This window comes from Vibrio sp. 704 (assembly GCF_033339295.1).
Genome location: NZ_JAWOUH010000001.1, coordinates 626,441 through 643,616 on the forward strand (window position 1 = coordinate 626,441; position 17,176 = coordinate 643,616).

Here is a 17,176-nt window from a genome sequence, read left to right on the forward strand (position 1 = left end):
TGGTTAGTTTTTGTTCTCATATTAAGTCTAGTCCACATAGAGCGAACACAACATCAAAACTACTGCTACATGATAGTTAAAGGAGTTTAGTGTAAAACAGGCAAATAGTTTTCATTGCAACCTTGTTGCTTCCTCTCATCCAAAGATCAACGATGTTTTTCCAATTTCTTCTCTAATTATCGGACTATTTAACAGGAAGGACGTCAGGAAACGTTACGTTGTAATAGGCGTTACTGCTCTTGATTTCTACTACTCTTGAGGTTTCATATTACCCACTTCAACGTCGTCTAGTTTAGTAAAACTACTTTAGGTTAAGCGTGTTCAATATGTAATGCTCCGCTCAAATCCAGGAGACGTATTTCGGCTAAAAAAGCAGCTAAATAAGATGAACTTCCGATTCATCTATTACATATGTCTGCGAGTGCTTACTGTTCTTATATCGCGTATTTAATAAGTCTAGTTTAATTACCGTTATAAGTTACGGTGTATCTTTTTTCTTTTTTCAGCATAATCCTCTACCTGGGAACGAAGTCCTCTCGCACTTTGTAATTAAATTACAAGATTAATCGCAACCAATATGGTCGGCAGATTAAATGCCCGAGGTAAAGAATTGATATTATTGAGTTTAATTTATGAGTTCTTTAAAAAATGCCTAATTACCTGTGCTACGAAAACTAAGGTTAACACGATTAGGTAAAATTTTACTAACTCGCTATTTAGTCTTAAAGGCAATTGAACAAGATTAAAATCATAGAGGTTTAGTAAATTGTAGTTACAGCGTAACTAGGGTGGTGTTTGGGAATGTAAAGGAATTGAAAATAGAAAGGCAAAAAAAACAGGGCGTATGCCCTGTCCATGAATTGATTAGTTTTGTTGCTGTTGTTTTTCTGCGTACTCAGAACGAATCCGTTCGGCAACAATTTTGATAGCTTCTGCAGTACTTGTGCCCTTCGCCATCAATTCTTGAATTCTCTCTACAGCTTGTTGTTGCTCTTGGTGAGATAGAGGGGGTAAATCGTCAAACATAAAAAGCTCCTCATTTTGAGGAGCTGACTATAACGATTCAATTAATAGGTAGCAAGGAAATTAATGGATGCACCCATAGCGTTCTCGTTTGTGTACTGAGCTGCGATATCCAATTCGAACAACTTAAGTGGAGACAACCCGATACCAGCAGTAATGGTTCCTTCGTCCTTACTTCGAGCTAAGTTCTTCATATACCCTGCTCGTAATGCCATTTGACGCAAAATATCAAATTCAATACCAGCTCGAATCATTTGCGTATTATCATCAAAGGATGAAAAACGTTTTTCTTCGTTAAGATCGTAGTCAACACTCATCGTAAAGTAATCGGCAACAATCCCTGCCCCAACGGTGTATACAGGACGCATGCTATATTCGTATGATTTTATCGTATCGCTGCCATATTGGAATGATTTTGTTTTAACGTCTCTTCCGATCAAATTTTTCGCTGAAATACCGAGACGATATGGGCCAAAGAACCAAAGTGCGCCTGCGTCTAAGTTAAACATCGTTTCCGCGGTCTCATTTTCACGTAAGTCTTTAGTATCAAAATTCTGAAAACTCGTGGCGTATGAGTATGTGTATATACGCTGAAGTTTAGGAGTAACACCAAAAGAAAGGTGTTGGTTCATGAAATTAGTGTATTTAGCAAGTGAAATACCAGCTTCAGCCACGCCAATAGAAACACCTTGTACATAGCTATCATCTAATGGATTAGTACCTGAGGTATCAACATTTGGTTGTACGAATGATTCAGTGTATAGCTTACCGTATGCAGTTGCAGATAAGAATTTGTTGGGGATACCAATGGCAACGACACCACCAAGATCAAAGTCTGTCTTTTTCCCATCGATAGCATCCATCGATTTTTTGATTTCATCGACGTCTGTCAATTTGCTGATGCGTTCGATTTCATCAACTAGATCATATTGATCATCGTAGCTGCCACCAAAACTTGGCACGATCATTCCTGCATCGTCATTTCGGCGATAAATCGCAGTAAGAGCGGGGTTGAAAAAAGGCGCAGTTAGATAAGTTGCTGATACGGTACCAACGCCCCCCATTGCATCACTACGAGCCTCTATCGCATAAGTAGCAGCAGAAGCAGCATTAGCGAAAAGAATAGTAGCAACAGAAGTGGCAAGAATTTTATATTTGTTTTTCATACTACACTTGTGATTTTAGTTCGTCCTGAACCTTTATCGGCACAAGTAGTATTTCTTTAACTATTCTTCCTGGGAAAGATCATAGGTTCGGCTAATAGTTTGAGCCTGCTCAACAATTATATCGCCCTGCCAACGGCGACTATTGATACTTACCGCCAATACGTATCTATCGTTTGGGACACCCGCTAGCTCCAATGAATTTGGATAGTTAGACTCGTAAGTCTTTTTCCACATTTGCTCGTACTGGCCATCAATGTAGTCATACAAACCGACTTCAAGTTGCGGTAATGGACAATGGGGATTACGAAGTGCGCTCTTTTCTACTTTCCAATTCTCTTTAGATGTCCAACGAACATATTGAGAAGAGTTTGAATCTCCAAGTATTACCCAAGTTCGATACTCTTGTTTATCAGTAGAAACAACGGTTAAGTGATATAAACCAGCTTCAAGTTTACCTGTTAAGTTATAGCGTTTCGAGTAGCTACGCTCGTTGGCAAGTTCTGTCCCGCTCGGCTGTTGTTCATAGCTGAATGAACTGTCCGCGGATATAGAATCATCCACCCATCGATTAAATGAAATATTTTCGATGTCAGTTGTAGCTCTTAGCTTGATTACCAATCTAAATGTATCTCGCCCAGGGCTTTGAATAGTCTGACGAATAACGTTCACACCACTTATCCAATCAGGCAGCGTTACACCAGTGAGAGCCTTGCCACAATTTTTAGATAGTGACTGACCAAGAAGATCATTAAGGTGAGGAGTCAAATCTTTACTTGGTTCCGTTTGCCAGAGTTCAACAAGAGAGTTGAACATACCCGCAAGATCATCTTCAAGTAAGTGTTGATGTGCCTGTGTTAAAGGCGTGTTAGTTTGAAACCAGTCCATCGCATGGACTGGTTTCACTAACGCTAATGAGACAACTACAGGGAGTAGTATTTTCATTACGACTTATGCTTTCATCTTGTAGCCAACACCACGAAGTGTTTCAATTTCCAGTCCTGGCAGTTTTTGACGAAGCTGTAGTACATGTGTATCAACCGTACGTGTTGTCGGGAAATGATTGTAACCCCAAACGTGGTCAAGTAGCTCATCACGAGTAAACACGCGACCTAAGTTTGACGCCAAAAATAGCAGCAAATCAAACTCTGTTCGAGTAAGCGTAATTAGCTCGTCTTTATAAGTCACTTCACGAGTCGAGCGGTCAATCTCTAAGTCTTTTGTAATCACTTTATCAGCGTTGCTTTGTTCTGCTGAATCCGGTGCTCGTAGCTGTGCACGGATTCTCGCAAAAAGCTCCGCTTCAGCAAAAGGCTTTGTTAAGTAGTCGTTCGCGCCGGAATCAAGGCCTGCAACTTTATCTTTTACGGTAACAAGTGCCGTTAACAAGATAACTGGTACGTCTTTAATCTGTTTCCATTCTGGGAGACATTGTACAGAGTCACCATCTGGGAGTTGGCGATCGAGAATTACCAAGTCAGCTTTTTTCCATTGTGGCTCTACGTCTGCAATACGCTCCACATGTAAACACTCATATCCTGCTTGTTCCAGGCTTACTAACAGGCCGTCAGCCAAGTTTTTATCGTCCTCAACGAGAAGCAGTGTCTGTTTCACAAGGTATCTCCAATATAAAAGTTGTAGGTGGTCCCATTAAGGACATTTTTCCGCCCATGCGGCCTACCATAGATTCAACGATTGTTAATCCAAGTCCTAACCCGCTCTTACTTACGAACGGTTTCTTCAAATTTGCCCAATCTTTAGCCGTTAGGCCTCCTGCATCTCGGACTTGGAATACTATTTTTTCTTCACTAGTTGAGACATCCAATTCAACCGGTGCGACACCGTACTTAAGCGCATTACGAAGCAAGTTATCGATACAAGTTCCTAACCAGTACACATTAACTTTAGCAGCCACATCTTCATTGATGTTAAAAAGCACGGCACTATCAAATTCTTCTTCGATCTTAAATTCTAACCAATCTGCAACGGATGGTACCCAGTCTGTTGCAAGCATTTGGTTATCAGATTGCAAATAATCTTTACTCGCTTCTGCCAATTGACGCAGGCGGCGCGTATCTTCACACAATCTGCGGAATTCGTCATACACACTTTCAGGCAAATGCTCGAACTCTCGACGAAAGCCCTCAACCGTTAGTGACAGAGATGCAATCGGTGTTCTGAGCTCATGCGTTAAAATTTGCAACACGAGCATTCTACTACGTAGTTCTTCTCGCTTGCTATTCCAACGGTACACCGCCCAACCAATCACCAAAAGAATATTGGCGATTACCAGTATGATCATACTGATCCGCAAAACTTGCGAGTGATCTTCTACATCCCAACAAATATTGCCTCGTTTAACAAAGCAACTTTTGCTTTGAGACGCTAGAGCGTATGACAGACCCGCATTCGCTACGTTCTCTTGCCAGATATCTTTCTCGAAAACAAAGTAACGGTCACCACGTCTTAACCAAAGTTCGTTACCTTCAATAAACATGCTCGCGCCTGCAATCAAAGCATTAATGGCGTCGTCATCCATGTTTTTCAAGCTTTCTAGCAACTCATCCCCTTCCTCGTTATCACGCTCTTTTATATGCATGTACTGAGATAGTTTGGGTTTGAGTTCTGGATACTTATCCACATAACGTGCCGCATACGTCCCACCACCAGGGTGAATGAGACCACTACGCGAGAACCAACGAGGTGTCAGCTGCGTCCCTTTACAAATCGCCCTTGTAAATACTAAAGGCTCAGTAATTAAAGGACTTAATGGTAATTTGCCACGACAAGTATTCGCCAAGCTGTAAAGCTGTTGGATATCTTTTAACGGATAGTCAGACGTTTGCGGCAGAAGCGAATCTGGCGCAAGTAACTTGGTAGGATAATTTGATTGCAGAATACGAATATCGTACGACTTAAGAGCTACTTCATAGTTAAATAGCTCTGTAAACGTATCTATTCTTTCTGGTAGTGAATCGGAAAATGCAGGTGCCGAAAAAAGCGGCAATACAGTTGCAAAACCGAGCAAAAACTTTTTAATCAAACTGTTACCGTCACTTGTTACATTAGCCAAAACTATACATCAATCTACAAGCAATTGACATCTGCTAACAGAAGGATTTGCATTACTATAACATTGAAACGGAACAAAAAAGGGCCAGCGATTGCTGACCCTGTATAGTTTTAAATCAAGAATGGTTAAAGTGCTTTAAAAATAGACTCAACACTTTCTTTCGCATCACCAAATAGCATTAATGTATTTTCTTTGAAGAACAGTGGGTTCTGTACTCCTGCGTAACCAGTATTCATTGAGCGCTTGAATACCACTACGTTTTTCGCGTTCCATACCTCCAATACGGGCATACCAGCGATTGGGCTGTTCGGATCTTCCAGTGCGGCTGGGTTGACCGTATCGTTAGCACCGATAACCAATACGGTATCGGTTTCTGCAAAGTCATCATTGATTTCATCCATTTCAAGAACGATATCATACGGTACTTTTGCTTCAGCGAGTAACACATTCATATGCCCCGGTAGACGACCCGCTACTGGGTGAATCCCAAAGCGAACTTCAATACCTTGTGAACGAAGTACATCAGTAATTTCATGAACAGGGTATTGTGCCTGAGCTACTGCCATGCCATATCCTGGAGTGATGATTACTGATTTTGAGTTCTTCAACATCTCTGCAACTTCTTCAGCCGTTGTTTCACGATATTCGCCCTGCTCTTCGTCACCTGAAATCACTATCTCTTGACCAAAACCACCGGCAATAACACTGATAAACGAACGGTTCATTGCTTTACACATGATGTAAGAAAGAATCGCACCTGATGAACCTACCAAAGCACCTGTTACAATCAATAGATCATTTGCTAGCATGAAACCTGCTGCCGCTGCTGCCCAACCTGAGTATGAGTTCAACATAGAGACAACAACTGGCATATCTGCACCACCGATTGAAGCGACTAAATGGTAGCCGAATGCGAACGCGATCAAAGTCATCAAAATAAGAGCGAACATGCTGCCATCTGCTTTTACGAAGTAGATCATAAGAAGCGTAGAAATAACAACCGCTGCGAGGTTCATTTTGTGCTTATGAGGCAGGTTAAGTGGCGACGAAGAAATCACACCACGCAGCTTACCAAATGCGACAATTGAACCGGTGAAAGTTACGGCACCGATGAACACACCCAAGAATACTTCTACAAGGTGGATAACATGCTCAGCATGTGTTGCTGCTTCTGGCGCATCTAGGTAGCTGTTGTAGCCAACTAAAACCGCAGCTAAACCTACAAAGCTGTGTAGAATCGCAACCAGTTCTGGCATCTCGGTCATTTCTACTTTCTTCGCATAGAAAATACCGATCGCACCACCTATCGCCATCGCGATAATGATCCAACCAAAACCTTGCGCATCTGGGCTAAAGATCGTCGCTATCAGCGCGATCGTCATACCAGCGATACCGTAGTAGTTACCATTACGAGCAGACTCTTGCTTTGAAAGCCCCGCCAAACTCATGATGAAAAATAATGCAGCAACAATGTAAGCTGCTTGTACTAATCCTGCAGACATTGTGACTCCTATTTATCTTTGCGGAACATTTCAAGCATACGCTTGGTGACGGTGAAACCACCGAAGATATTGATACTCGCGATCAATACGGCAATAAAAGATAGGAATGAAACGACGCCATTACCTTGTCCAATTTGCAGTAATGCACCAACGACAATAATGCCAGAGATGGCATTCGTTACTGACATTAGTGGAGTATGAAGTGCATGGGTAACATTCCATACTACGTAGTATCCGACAACACACGCTAGAACAAATACAGTAAAGTGAGAAAGAAACGCTGCTGGAGCAACCGATGCAACCCATGCAAAGGCTCCAACAGCCGCTGCCACACCAATAATTTTCTTCGTTGGAGACGTAGGTTCTTCTACTTTAGGCTCTGGCTTTACAGGCTGTTCTTGTTTCACTTGCGGCTGAGCTGAAACCTGAATTGGTGGCGCTGGCCAAGTAACTTCACCTGCTTTCACCACGGTAACGCCACGGATAACAACATCTTCAAAATCAATATTGATGTTGCCATCTTTCTCTTTACACAGCAGTTTTAGAAGGTTGACAAGGTTTGTCGCGTAAAGCTGAGAAGATTGTGTTGGCAAACGACCAACCATGTCAGTGTAACCAACAATTTTTACGCCGTTATCCGTCATGATAACTTGGTCTTTCACTGTATATTCACAGTTACCGCCATTAGCAGCTGCCAAGTCGACAATTACACTGCCCGCTTTCATGCTGTCGACCATTTCTTTGGTGATCAACTTCGGCGCAGGTTTACCAGGGATGAGCGCGGTCGTAATAATGATATCAACATCTTTAGCTTGCTCTGCGTATAACTCTGCCGCTTTTTTGTTGAAGTCATCAGACATTTCTTTTGCGTAGCCATCCCCAGAGCCTGACTCTTCTTGAAAGTCAACGGTCAGGAACTCAGCGCCCATCGATTCAACTTGCTCTTTTACTTCTGGGCGGACGTCAAACGCACGGACAATGGCACCTAAGCTACCTGCAGCACCGATAGCCGCCAAGCCAGCGACGCCAGCACCCGCAACCAATACTTTCGCTGGAGGTACTTTACCGGCAGCCGTAATTTGACCTGTAAAGAAACGACCAAACTCATGAGCTGCCTCAACCACTGCACGATAACCAGCGATATTAGCCATCGAAGATAGCGCGTCTAAGGCTTGTGCACGTGAGATACGAGGAACGGAATCCATGGCAAGAACGTTAATGTTCTTACTTGAAAGTTGTTCCATCAACTCAGCATTTTGAGCCGGCCAAATAAAGCTAACCAGTGTTGCTCCATCTTGCAGTAACGCAATTTCGTCAATGCCTTGCTCATCATCCACAATTGGCGCATTAACTTTTAAAATAAGGCCAGATGCCCAAACTTCTTCACTAGAAACGATTTTCGCACCAGCTGCTTCATAAGCGGCATCATCGAAACTCGCTAGCACCCCCGCTTGGGATTCAATCGCGACATCGAATCCCAATTTTATTAACTGCTCAACCGACTTCGGCGATGCAGCCACTCGCGATTCACCCGCGAGTATCTCTTTAGGTACACCGATTTGCAAAACGCATACTCCTTGTATACATATCAATAAATTAGTCCCAAAACAGAGCATCGCTCTACTCTAATTCTTTTTTATTTCTATCTGTTTACCACGCAAGACAATTGCAAACGAAAGATGATGTTTGGGGACACCCATTTGCGCAATAACACCTTGACTAACAGCCCTGTTATTATTCTGTTTGTATCGAACGCGTCTCATTACTTCAAGTGTTTTGTAATTTAAATACTAAATTTCATTACATATAACGCTAAGTAATGAATGATTGTCGCTCTGTGCTCGAAAAATAACAACGCAACACCGTACTAGACTGAGGTCTAACCAGGTAACGATTAAATACTGACTTAACAGAGATTTAAGCGTTAAAAAGAAAGAGCCACTAGCATATACACTAATGGCTCTTTTTAAGATGACTGGAATCAAATTGCAGTAAATTGCTAGTCGAAGATTTTATCGCCCATTTGATCAATAAACATTTGAGATTTCTTCAACATAAGGTCATTGGCATCTTGCTCTGAGCCAAGTAAATCGGAGCGAATAAACCGATGTGTTTTCACTTCATCATTGTCATGCTTTTCTATTCGACCAGCGATGCGATATTGTCCGCCCTCTGAAAGGCTCTCTGGGTAAATAAGGAAACCTTTATATTCAACTGGTTCGATATTTTTGGCTTCAACCGTTTTCTCACTACCACCAAACAAACGCGAAAAAAATCCCACGATTCCTCCTTGGGTCAGCTCACTAGTCAACTGAGCGACTCTTACTTAATATTAACGTTAAGGATCGGTTTTTCATACCAATCCAACTCTTTGTCATCATCATAACTAGTATGGGAAAAAATTACAGGCACATCATACTCTCGGTTCTTACGCCTGTCTTCTTTCACCATTTCTGCAGCGTTTTTCACCGCTATATCCGCGCTTTGCTTAAACTGGCTTAATTTTTGTTCAGGAAGTGAAGACAAAAAATCAATATCATAACGGATATAGACAGGCTTGAGCTGGATAAGCGCAAGGCAAGCAATATCGGCTAACTGTTCGTTGTCATACTGTTCTAAAAATTCGGGCAAACTGAGAACCTGACCTACTAATGTTTCCATGTAATTGTGCACATCTGAGCTTATCTGCATCTGTAAATCTCCTTTTTCCTATGAAATGAGTATAGCAACGACTTGTTTATAACAACTTATTGATTGCTCTTAATTTAATCAATCTCTCTCTTTTTGCGGTAATGTCTTCCAAAATACTTGGGAAAAGGAACAAATAGACGTATTCTTGCTAGTTCTCAAAGTTCGAAATTCAATAACGGATAAATATCCATATTGATAAAACGATTTACCTAACCAATTATATAGTCAACTATTTTCAGGCAGTTTGTAATAGATGTCCTCATCGTCAATGACTTCATCAGGCTTCAGATTCTTATTCCCTTTTTTGCTACTGGGCATAGTGAGTTCGGGCATGGACAGCATTATTCAGATGACTCAGGCAAACTGGGGCATTGCCGCAAACTTGCCGTACATACTATTAGGTTGTGCGCTACTCCTTTGTTATTCATTTAAGCAAGGCAGAGAGTCCATGGTGTGCTTGGCAATGTTGCTAGCCTATTTCGTGATACAGCACCGCCTACAAGTCCCGCTTCAAAGTGGTACCGCTTTACTTGAGCTAACCATTTTAGCCACGTTACTTCCTGTCTCGTTTCTTACGGTATTTTTGTTTAGTAAAGAAGGTTTTGACTCTAGAGCCATGTTGACTTACATCTTGATGTTAGCAATGTTCGTTCTTTGGTCTTATCTAACGCTAGCATATTACGTTGAAGGAGGGTTTGAACAATGGACAAGCGGTATTTTATTTATTGTACCGACGGTCTCTAAACTGCCTTTCATTCTTGTTTTATATTGCGTGGGTATTGTCTGTTTTCTTGGAATTCTTGTTTTAAAGAAGAATGAAATTATCCATGCGATGACCTACTCTGCCATGGTATTGGCGTCTGCGACGTTCATTTTCTTTGATGTGCAGTACATATCAAGCACCATGTTTACTCTAACAGGGCTGCTTATCATTATTTATGCCGCTTCCGCTAGCCATCAACTGGCTTTCACCGATAGCCTAACGCTGATTCCGAGCAGACGTGCACTTGATCTCGATCTAAAACACATGGGTAAGAAGTTCACGATCGCAATGCTTGATGTTGACCATTTTAAAAAGTTTAACGACACCTACGGTCACGATACTGGTGATGACGTTCTAAAAATGGTCGCTTCGCGCCTCACTAAAACCCCAGGCGGCGCAAAAGTTTATCGATTTGGCGGAGAAGAATTTACCATCGTTTTTAAAGGCAAATACGCTGACGAATGTAAGAACTTTTTGGAAGAAGCTCGCAAATCGATTGCAGAATACGAGATGATATTACGCGATGAAGAATCTCGCCCTGAGAACCATAAACAAGGACAAAAACGTCGTGGTAGCAACAGCTCGAAAAGAAAGTCGGTTTTTGTTACCGCAAGTTTCGGAGTTGCTGATAGCCGGAATGGGCAAGCTCCTCTGGACGTCATTAAATTAGCGGACGAAGCACTTTACAAAGCGAAAAAGGCCGGACGTAACTGCATAAAGCTTCGTTAGACCCTCACCAATCGTGAAAGTTAACAAGCTTGTCCGGGTTTAAAACAAAACCGAACTTCCCCATCAGCATAATAACTGCACTCATCGTTGCCACTATCCCGATGTTATCTATCTAATCAAAGGTATAAGGTATACGCCCGATTGCGACATTCCGTTCGCACTGTTTTGCCTATCTTACTTTGAGTTAGCTTTAAAATAACCACCAAAAAGTGACAACGCAACAAAAGGAGTAATATTCATAAGATTTTGTTTTTAAAAAGAATTAACCACAGTATGTGTGTTTCTTCCCAAAGATTTTGATGTATATAGTGCTTTATCAACTGTCGCATACAAATCTGATTGCACTTCTTTCCCTGTCGGTTGAAAAACAAAAACACCCTGTGACACTGTCACTCTATTTGACACACTAGAATACTCATGTGGGTAATCGAGAAAATACATAGCCTCTTGTATACGCTCGGCTTCTCTTTCTGCTGTTTGAGTGTCGGTACACCCTAGCAACACGACAAACTCTTCTCCACCATATCGACCCACATATTCCCCAGAGCGACAAAACGTCGCCTTTAGTTGATTCGCAATCGCTTGCAAGCAACGGTCGCCTTCAATATGACCGTAATTATCATTAAACGGTTTAAAAAAATCGACGTCCAATAGAATCAAAGCCATTGGCATATTGTGACGGCCATGCCATGCAACCATCGATTCCAACTTATGGTCGATATAACGGCGGTTATAGAGTTTGGTTAGGCCATCTTCATTCGCTTGCTGAGTCAAAAGTTGATTAACTTGCTCCAATTGAGCTGTCGCTTGCTTAAGCTCTCGTCTCATATGAGCAATACGCTGCATTGCGATAAGTTTAGAGTTCAGTACCAGTTTATCTACCGGCTTAATTAAATAGTCATCACCGCCCGCGTCTATGGCTTTAGCAATCATTTCTGGCTCTTCGTGACTACTCAAGAAAATAATTGGGATCCAATCCGGAAACGTTTCTCTTATATGAAGAGAGACTTCAAAACCGTTCATATCTGGCATTGATATATCGAGTAACACCAGTTCCGGATCAAAACTCTCGTAGGTATTTAACGCCTCTAGTCCACTACCTACGGCTTTTACAATATGTCCAAGTTGCTTTAGACGAATAGCCAACTGCATCCTGTCTAGCTGAACATCGTCAACCAGAAGGATTCGCATCGATGTCCCTGTCGGTTGCATAACGCGTTCCATTTTTAATTATGTCTTTATTAAACATATACCATACTCATAGAGTTGTTGCATTCGACTCATAATTAAGTGCTATATTTTTGTTTGAATATCACGGAATCCATTGCATAAAGCAGTTAGACTGGACGTTACCCTATCTAATCATGGCCTGTGAGCAGAAGTTCAACAAACTCATTCACTTTGGTCATCTTGTGGATTAATGGGTATAGCTATTTGATGCATTTGGTATTAATATTCCCGCCTTTTTGTAATGAGAGACACACCATGTCAGAAGCAACTAACAGCGAAAGCAAAAAAATCGATCTAGCCAGCATTTCTCCAGAGCTACGTAAAGTTATCGAATTTGACGAAGTTCCAGAGCAAATGTTCGAAATGGTTACCTCTATCCATGAAGTGTCTGAAGAAGCGGTACGTGAATCATGGGACGAAATGCCAGCAAGTGCACAGAACATTCTAGACAACTTTGAACAGTTTCATGCTCTAGTTTCTGTAGGCCAAGCATTCGCTGGTATTAATGTGATGGAAGAGTTTCCGACTCTTAATCTGCCAGAAAACATGACAGATGAAGATAAAGAAGAATACCGTGCTCAACTACTTGATAATGTGCTTCACAACTGTGTGAAAGACATGGTTAAGCAACTTAAGAAAGCACGTCGTGACCCACTTCTTAAGCGTGAATTCAAAGAAGTATTCGCGAAGTAATTCCGACATTCTTCTAGTAACAAAGGCCGCACTTTGCGGCCTTTTTTGATCATGAAGCGTAAATCAGTCTAAACGGTTAATGAGGCGCTAGTGCCATATCTTTTTGTGTCACACTGACACCTTTAATTTGTGCAAAAACACGGCTACCAACTTTTAGGTTGAGATCATCAAGGGCCCACGGTGTGATCGTTGCCCACAAATAACATTTCTCGTCTAGCTTGAGTGATACATTAATACTCTGCTTGTCATCGGCTGCGTTAAACGCCTCGATGGAATCGACAATAGCAGGCAAAATATTTCGAATCGACGTCGCCTTGGGTTGCTCGAGCGTGATAGAAACGTCGTTGGCACGCACTTGCAAGCGTATTGGCGTGTCTGGTGTTCCGTCAATCTTTTGCACCCACAGGAATACATTAGGTGCAAGGCTGATACAAGTCAGTGCATAACGTTCATGATGTTCAGCAATCCGGCCTTCAAATAAGCTGCTTTGATCTGAGAAAGATTGCCATGGACGCATAGCATGAGAAGCCCACACTTCCTCAAGCTTACCTGAACTCGAAATTTTACCTTGGTCAATAATTGCAAGGTGCTGAGCAAGCCTTAAAATTTCCTGGAGACTGTGTGTGACATAGATAATAGGAATATTTACCTTCTCCGACAACTCCTCAAGAAAAGGCATTACCTCACGCTTTCTTGGCATATCGAGTGAGGCAAGTGGCTCATCCATCAAAAGCAAATTGGGTTTAGATAGCAATGCGCGCGCAATCGCAACACGTTGCTTTTCACCACCAGAAAGTGATACCGGAAAGCGCTTTAGTAACGGTTTGATAGACAAGAGTTCGGTGACTGCATCAAAATACTCGTCATCTTTTTCTTTAACGCCATACAACAAATTGCCTTGAACCGAATAGTGAGGAAACAAACGTGAATCCTGAAACACATAACCAATACCACGCTTGTGCGTTGGTAGGTTGATTCCCTGTTCACTGTCAAACAAAACATGCTCACCAACCGCAACATACCCTTGCCTTGGAGTGACCAATCCGCTGATGATGTTAATCAACGTCGTTTTACCTGCACCAGATCGTCCAAACAAGGCACTAATTCCGTTACAAGGTAACTTAAGTTTGATGTCGAAGTCAGTCTCACCAAGCATTTGTTTAAATTGGACTTTAATCGTCATTGCTTCGCACCCAATCTGCTTGCCGCTTTACGATTTAGCCATTCAGAGATCATTAATGTAGACAAGGCTAACGCGATAGAAATGATACACAGACGAGCCGCCTGCATTTCTGCACCTGGCGTTTCAATAAAGTTGTACATTGCCAGCGGAATCGTTTGGGTCTCACCCGGAATGTTAGAGACGAAACTGATCGTCGCCCCGAATTCGCCAAGACTACGAGCAAATGACAGCATCGTGCCCGTAATAATTCCGGGAATGGTCAGTGGTAACGTGACGGTGAGAAACACTTTTAAAGGAGAAGCGCCTAACGTAGAGGCTGCGTGCTCCAATTTAGGGTCGACGCTATCTAAGCTTAAGCGTACTGAACGAACCATCAAAGGCAAAGCCACGACAATACAAGCGACTACTGCCCCTTTCCAATTAAAGCTAAATACTACCCCTAAGTTTTCATAGAGCCACTTTCCAAGGAACCCTTGTCGTCCTAAAGAAATCAACAATAAATAGCCGATTACCACTGGCGGCAATACCAGTGGTAAATGAATTAAGCTATCGAGAATCGATTTACCAATGAACGTTTTTCGAGAAAGTAGCCAAGCAAGAAAAACGCCGAGAGGAATCAGCCAAAGTACTGCGTACGCGCCTACTTTGAGGCTTAACATTAAGGCTTGGTATTCCAGTTCTGTCACGCTTCGTTCCTATAATTGAAGGCCGGTTTATTGCTGAAAGCCATATTGAGCAAAAACGCGTGCGGCTTCGTCCGATTTTAGGTACTGGAAGAACTGCTCTGACTCAGTAGAATCATTCACAATTGCAGCCGGGTAAACAATAGCCGCATGCGTATCACTTGCAAATTCGCCGAGAATTTTGACTTTATCAGTTAACTGAGCATCGGTTTTGTAGACCACACCTAAAGGCGCTTCTCCACGTTCAACCAACGCCAAAGCTAAGCGCACATTCTTTGCTGGTGCGACGTGAGTTTGAACCGCTTTCCATACACCCAGTGTAGTCAATGACTCTTTCGCGTACATACCAGCAGGTACTGACGTCGGATTACCTAAAGCAAGACGATTTCCATGCAATGCCTTCTCCCATGCCTTTGCATCAGAAAAGTTAAATGAGGTTAATTCTGAAGACTGAGGAGCAATCAACACTAAGCTATTGCGCACTAGATTTGTGACATTGTCACGACAAATGACGTCTTTATCGACCAAATAATCCATCCATTTCGTGTTCGCAGAAATGAATACATCCGCTGGTGCGCCATTGATAATTTGTCGAGCGATAGAAGAAGAACCACCATAAACGGGAGTGATAGAAACGTCATACTTTTCTTCAAAGTTTTGCGCGATCTCGTTAATCGCATTCGTCATAGAAGAGGCTGCATACACTTTTAGGTTCGTTGCTGCGTTTGCTGAAAATGAAATGCTTAATACTACCGTAAGGCAAGCATACTGTTTCCATGCTTTCATAGAGATACTCCAATACAAGGCAAGCGAAAGAACAGGTTATTTAAATATAAAGTTCAATCAGTTAATGGGCTATTTAAACAAAAAATCAAGGCGCACATGTTGTTCTATCGCATCTGCGATGCGATTAATGCCTTGCTCCTTTAACTCTTCAAAGTCTTGTTGTTTGATTTGGGTGCCGTTTACCCATTCTGATACCAGGCTTAAGACATCTGCCTCGTCAAAGAACCCGTGAAGGTAGGTTCCCATGATTTGGCCACACTCGCTGATCGCCCCCTCCGCTTCACCGGAACTGAATGTAAGAGGTTGCAGGCCCCGTACTTCACTTCGCCCTACGTGGATTTCATAACCCTTTACATTGGCTGTTTTGCCGTTAAGAGAAAGCTGTGCTTGTGTGTTTGTAAGCTGTTTGCTGTTAGTTAGTGTCGTAGTGATATCAAGCAAGCCAAGTCCTTCTCTTTGACCTGGTTGGCCTTCGACGCCGTTTGGATCATCAATCAAGTTTCCAAGCATCTGGTAGCCGCCACAGATACCAATCACTTTTCCACCAAGACGAATATGACGCAAGATATCTTTATCCCACCCCTGGCTTCTTAGATAATCCAGATCGTCTCTCACTGATTTGGTCCCAGGCAAAATAACCAGGTCGGCTTTATCTATTTTTTCGCCTTTACCTACATAACGTAGATTGATGTCTGGATTCAATCGCAGCACATCAAAATCAGTATGATTACTAATCCGGGTTAAAACAGGCACAACAACATTCAGTTTTACCTCAGAGTGCAACTCTTGCTGCGCAGTGATCGCGTCTTCTGCTTCTAAATTCAAACCATGGAGAAAAGGAAGTACACCAAGTACAGGTTTACCTGTTTTTTCTTCTAGCCAATCGAGGCCCGATTGCAATAAACGAATATCACCTCGAAAACGGTTGATAACAAATCCTTTTACTCGCGCTTGTTCAGATTCAGAAAGTAGCGCAAGTGTTCCGTACAAATGTGCAAACACTCCACCACGATCAATATCAGCAACAATGATCACTGGTACATCAGCGGCCTCAGCAAAACCCATGTTTGCAATATCGCCTTCTCGTAAATTGATTTCAGCAGGACTCCCCGCGCCCTCGATAATGATCGAATCAAATTCTTGAGTCAGACGAGAGAAGGAATCTAACACCGTATCCATCGCCACTTTCTTGTAATCATGAAAGCCAGCCGCATCCATATTGGAAATCGCCTTACCCTGCAAAATGATCTGAGCACCTGTATCACTGTTAGGTTTAATTAAAACCGGATTCATATGTACAGTTGGCTCAATATTACACGCCTGTGCCTGAACGGCCTGTGCTCGACCTATTTCACCGCCATCTTTGGTTACCGCACTATTTAGTGCCATGTTTTGTGGCTTAAATGGGGCAACATTTATCCCTTTTCGTGCTAATACACGGCATAAACCTGCCACAAGGACACTTTTTCCGGCATCCGAAGTGGTGCCTTGAACCATTAAAGATGGGATCGCTGATTTCATGAATGTTTGTAAGGAATAGAGGAAGATGAACAATCATAACGTCATCGTCCCCACTTACTCAAGCAAATGAATAGAATATGAATGTTGAAATCATCATTGGTTCAAACAAGCCCTGTTTTAATGACCCCATCAAAAC

The 17,176-nt window shown here is 42.3% G+C and carries 16 protein-coding genes; 2 read left to right on the forward strand and 14 right to left on the reverse strand.

From position 1 onward, the window contains the following. Positions 1 to 864: 864 nt before the first annotated feature. From R7R24_RS02585 to R7R24_RS02625, 9 genes are all read right to left on the reverse strand, one after another. A complete protein-coding gene (locus R7R24_RS02585; RefSeq protein ID WP_005376257.1) occupies positions 865 to 1,026 on the reverse strand; it encodes a YoaH family protein in 162 nt (53 codons plus the stop codon). Positions 1,027 to 1,067: 41 nt separating this feature from the next. After that, positions 1,068 to 2,189 (reverse strand): conjugal transfer protein TraF, encoded by a 1,122-nt coding sequence (locus R7R24_RS02590; RefSeq protein ID WP_053349901.1) that lies wholly within the window; start codon positions 2,187 to 2,189, stop codon positions 1,068 to 1,070. A 60-nt stretch (positions 2,190 to 2,249) separates the two neighbouring features. Continuing rightward, entirely contained in the window at positions 2,250 to 3,131 is an 882-nt protein-coding gene (locus tag R7R24_RS02595; protein ID WP_033907061.1) for a DUF2861 family protein, read from the reverse strand. Between the two features lie 6 nt (positions 3,132 to 3,137). Next, positions 3,138 to 3,800 (reverse strand): response regulator transcription factor VxrB, encoded by a 663-nt coding sequence (gene vxrB / locus R7R24_RS02600; protein ID WP_005376251.1) that lies wholly within the window; start codon positions 3,798 to 3,800, stop codon positions 3,138 to 3,140. Continuing rightward, the gene (vxrA, locus tag R7R24_RS02605; RefSeq protein WP_025767766.1) at positions 3,775 to 5,229 is read right to left on the reverse strand and encodes a sensor histidine kinase VxrA; all 1,455 of its coding nucleotides are present in this window, start codon (positions 5,227 to 5,229) and stop codon (positions 3,775 to 3,777) included. The genes vxrB and vxrA overlap by 26 nt, the downstream gene beginning before the upstream one ends. A gap of 155 nt (positions 5,230 to 5,384) precedes the next feature. Beyond that, positions 5,385 to 6,761, reverse strand: a complete 1,377-nt coding sequence (pntB, locus tag R7R24_RS02610; protein WP_054579596.1) for a Re/Si-specific NAD(P)(+) transhydrogenase subunit beta — start codon at positions 6,759 to 6,761, stop codon at positions 5,385 to 5,387. Positions 6,762 to 6,769: 8 nt separating this feature from the next. Further along, positions 6,770 to 8,326, reverse strand: coding sequence for a Re/Si-specific NAD(P)(+) transhydrogenase subunit alpha (locus R7R24_RS02615; protein WP_054579595.1), 1,557 nt, complete (start codon positions 8,324 to 8,326; stop codon positions 6,770 to 6,772). 434 nt (positions 8,327 to 8,760) lie between these two features. Beyond that, on the reverse strand, positions 8,761 to 9,042 hold the full coding sequence (locus R7R24_RS02620) for an HlyU family transcriptional regulator (RefSeq protein WP_005376244.1): 282 nt from the start codon (positions 9,040 to 9,042) through the stop codon (positions 8,761 to 8,763). A gap of 41 nt (positions 9,043 to 9,083) precedes the next feature. After that, the gene (locus R7R24_RS02625) at positions 9,084 to 9,452 is read right to left on the reverse strand and encodes a late competence development ComFB family protein (RefSeq protein WP_047101090.1); all 369 of its coding nucleotides are present in this window, start codon (positions 9,450 to 9,452) and stop codon (positions 9,084 to 9,086) included. Positions 9,453 to 9,705: 253 nt separating this feature from the next. Here R7R24_RS02625 and R7R24_RS02630 point away from each other — a divergent pair, with 253 nt between their 5' ends. Then, positions 9,706 to 10,944 (forward strand): sensor domain-containing diguanylate cyclase, encoded by a 1,239-nt coding sequence (locus R7R24_RS02630; protein ID WP_130545642.1) that lies wholly within the window; start codon positions 9,706 to 9,708, stop codon positions 10,942 to 10,944. Positions 10,945 to 11,196: 252 nt separating this feature from the next. On the opposite strand, the gene R7R24_RS02635 is transcribed toward R7R24_RS02630, so the two are convergent. Further along, positions 11,197 to 12,156 carry a diguanylate cyclase gene (locus tag R7R24_RS02635; protein WP_017634619.1) on the reverse strand — a complete coding sequence of 320 codons (960 nt, stop codon included), beginning with the start codon at positions 12,154 to 12,156 and terminating at the stop codon, positions 11,197 to 11,199. Between the two features lie 273 nt (positions 12,157 to 12,429). On the opposite strand from R7R24_RS02635, the gene R7R24_RS02640 reads away from it, so the two are divergent. After that, on the forward strand, positions 12,430 to 12,867 hold the full coding sequence (locus R7R24_RS02640) for a DUF3069 domain-containing protein (protein WP_005376232.1): 438 nt from the start codon (positions 12,430 to 12,432) through the stop codon (positions 12,865 to 12,867). A gap of 76 nt (positions 12,868 to 12,943) precedes the next feature. On the opposite strand, the gene modC is transcribed toward R7R24_RS02640, so the two are convergent. From modC to R7R24_RS02660, 4 genes are all read right to left on the reverse strand, one after another. Beyond that, the gene (gene modC, locus R7R24_RS02645; RefSeq protein ID WP_005388041.1) at positions 12,944 to 14,050 is read right to left on the reverse strand and encodes a molybdenum ABC transporter ATP-binding protein ModC; all 1,107 of its coding nucleotides are present in this window, start codon (positions 14,048 to 14,050) and stop codon (positions 12,944 to 12,946) included. Next, positions 14,047 to 14,736, reverse strand: coding sequence for a molybdate ABC transporter permease subunit (gene modB / locus R7R24_RS02650; RefSeq protein WP_017820163.1), 690 nt, complete (start codon positions 14,734 to 14,736; stop codon positions 14,047 to 14,049). The genes modC and modB overlap by 4 nt, the downstream gene beginning before the upstream one ends. A 27-nt stretch (positions 14,737 to 14,763) precedes the next feature. After that, entirely contained in the window at positions 14,764 to 15,519 is a 756-nt protein-coding gene (modA, locus tag R7R24_RS02655; RefSeq protein WP_154204404.1) for a molybdate ABC transporter substrate-binding protein, read from the reverse strand. A 69-nt stretch (positions 15,520 to 15,588) separates the two neighbouring features. Beyond that, entirely contained in the window at positions 15,589 to 17,040 is a 1,452-nt protein-coding gene (locus R7R24_RS02660) for a cobyric acid synthase (protein ID WP_017820165.1), read from the reverse strand. Positions 17,041 to 17,176: the final 136 nt, after the last annotated feature.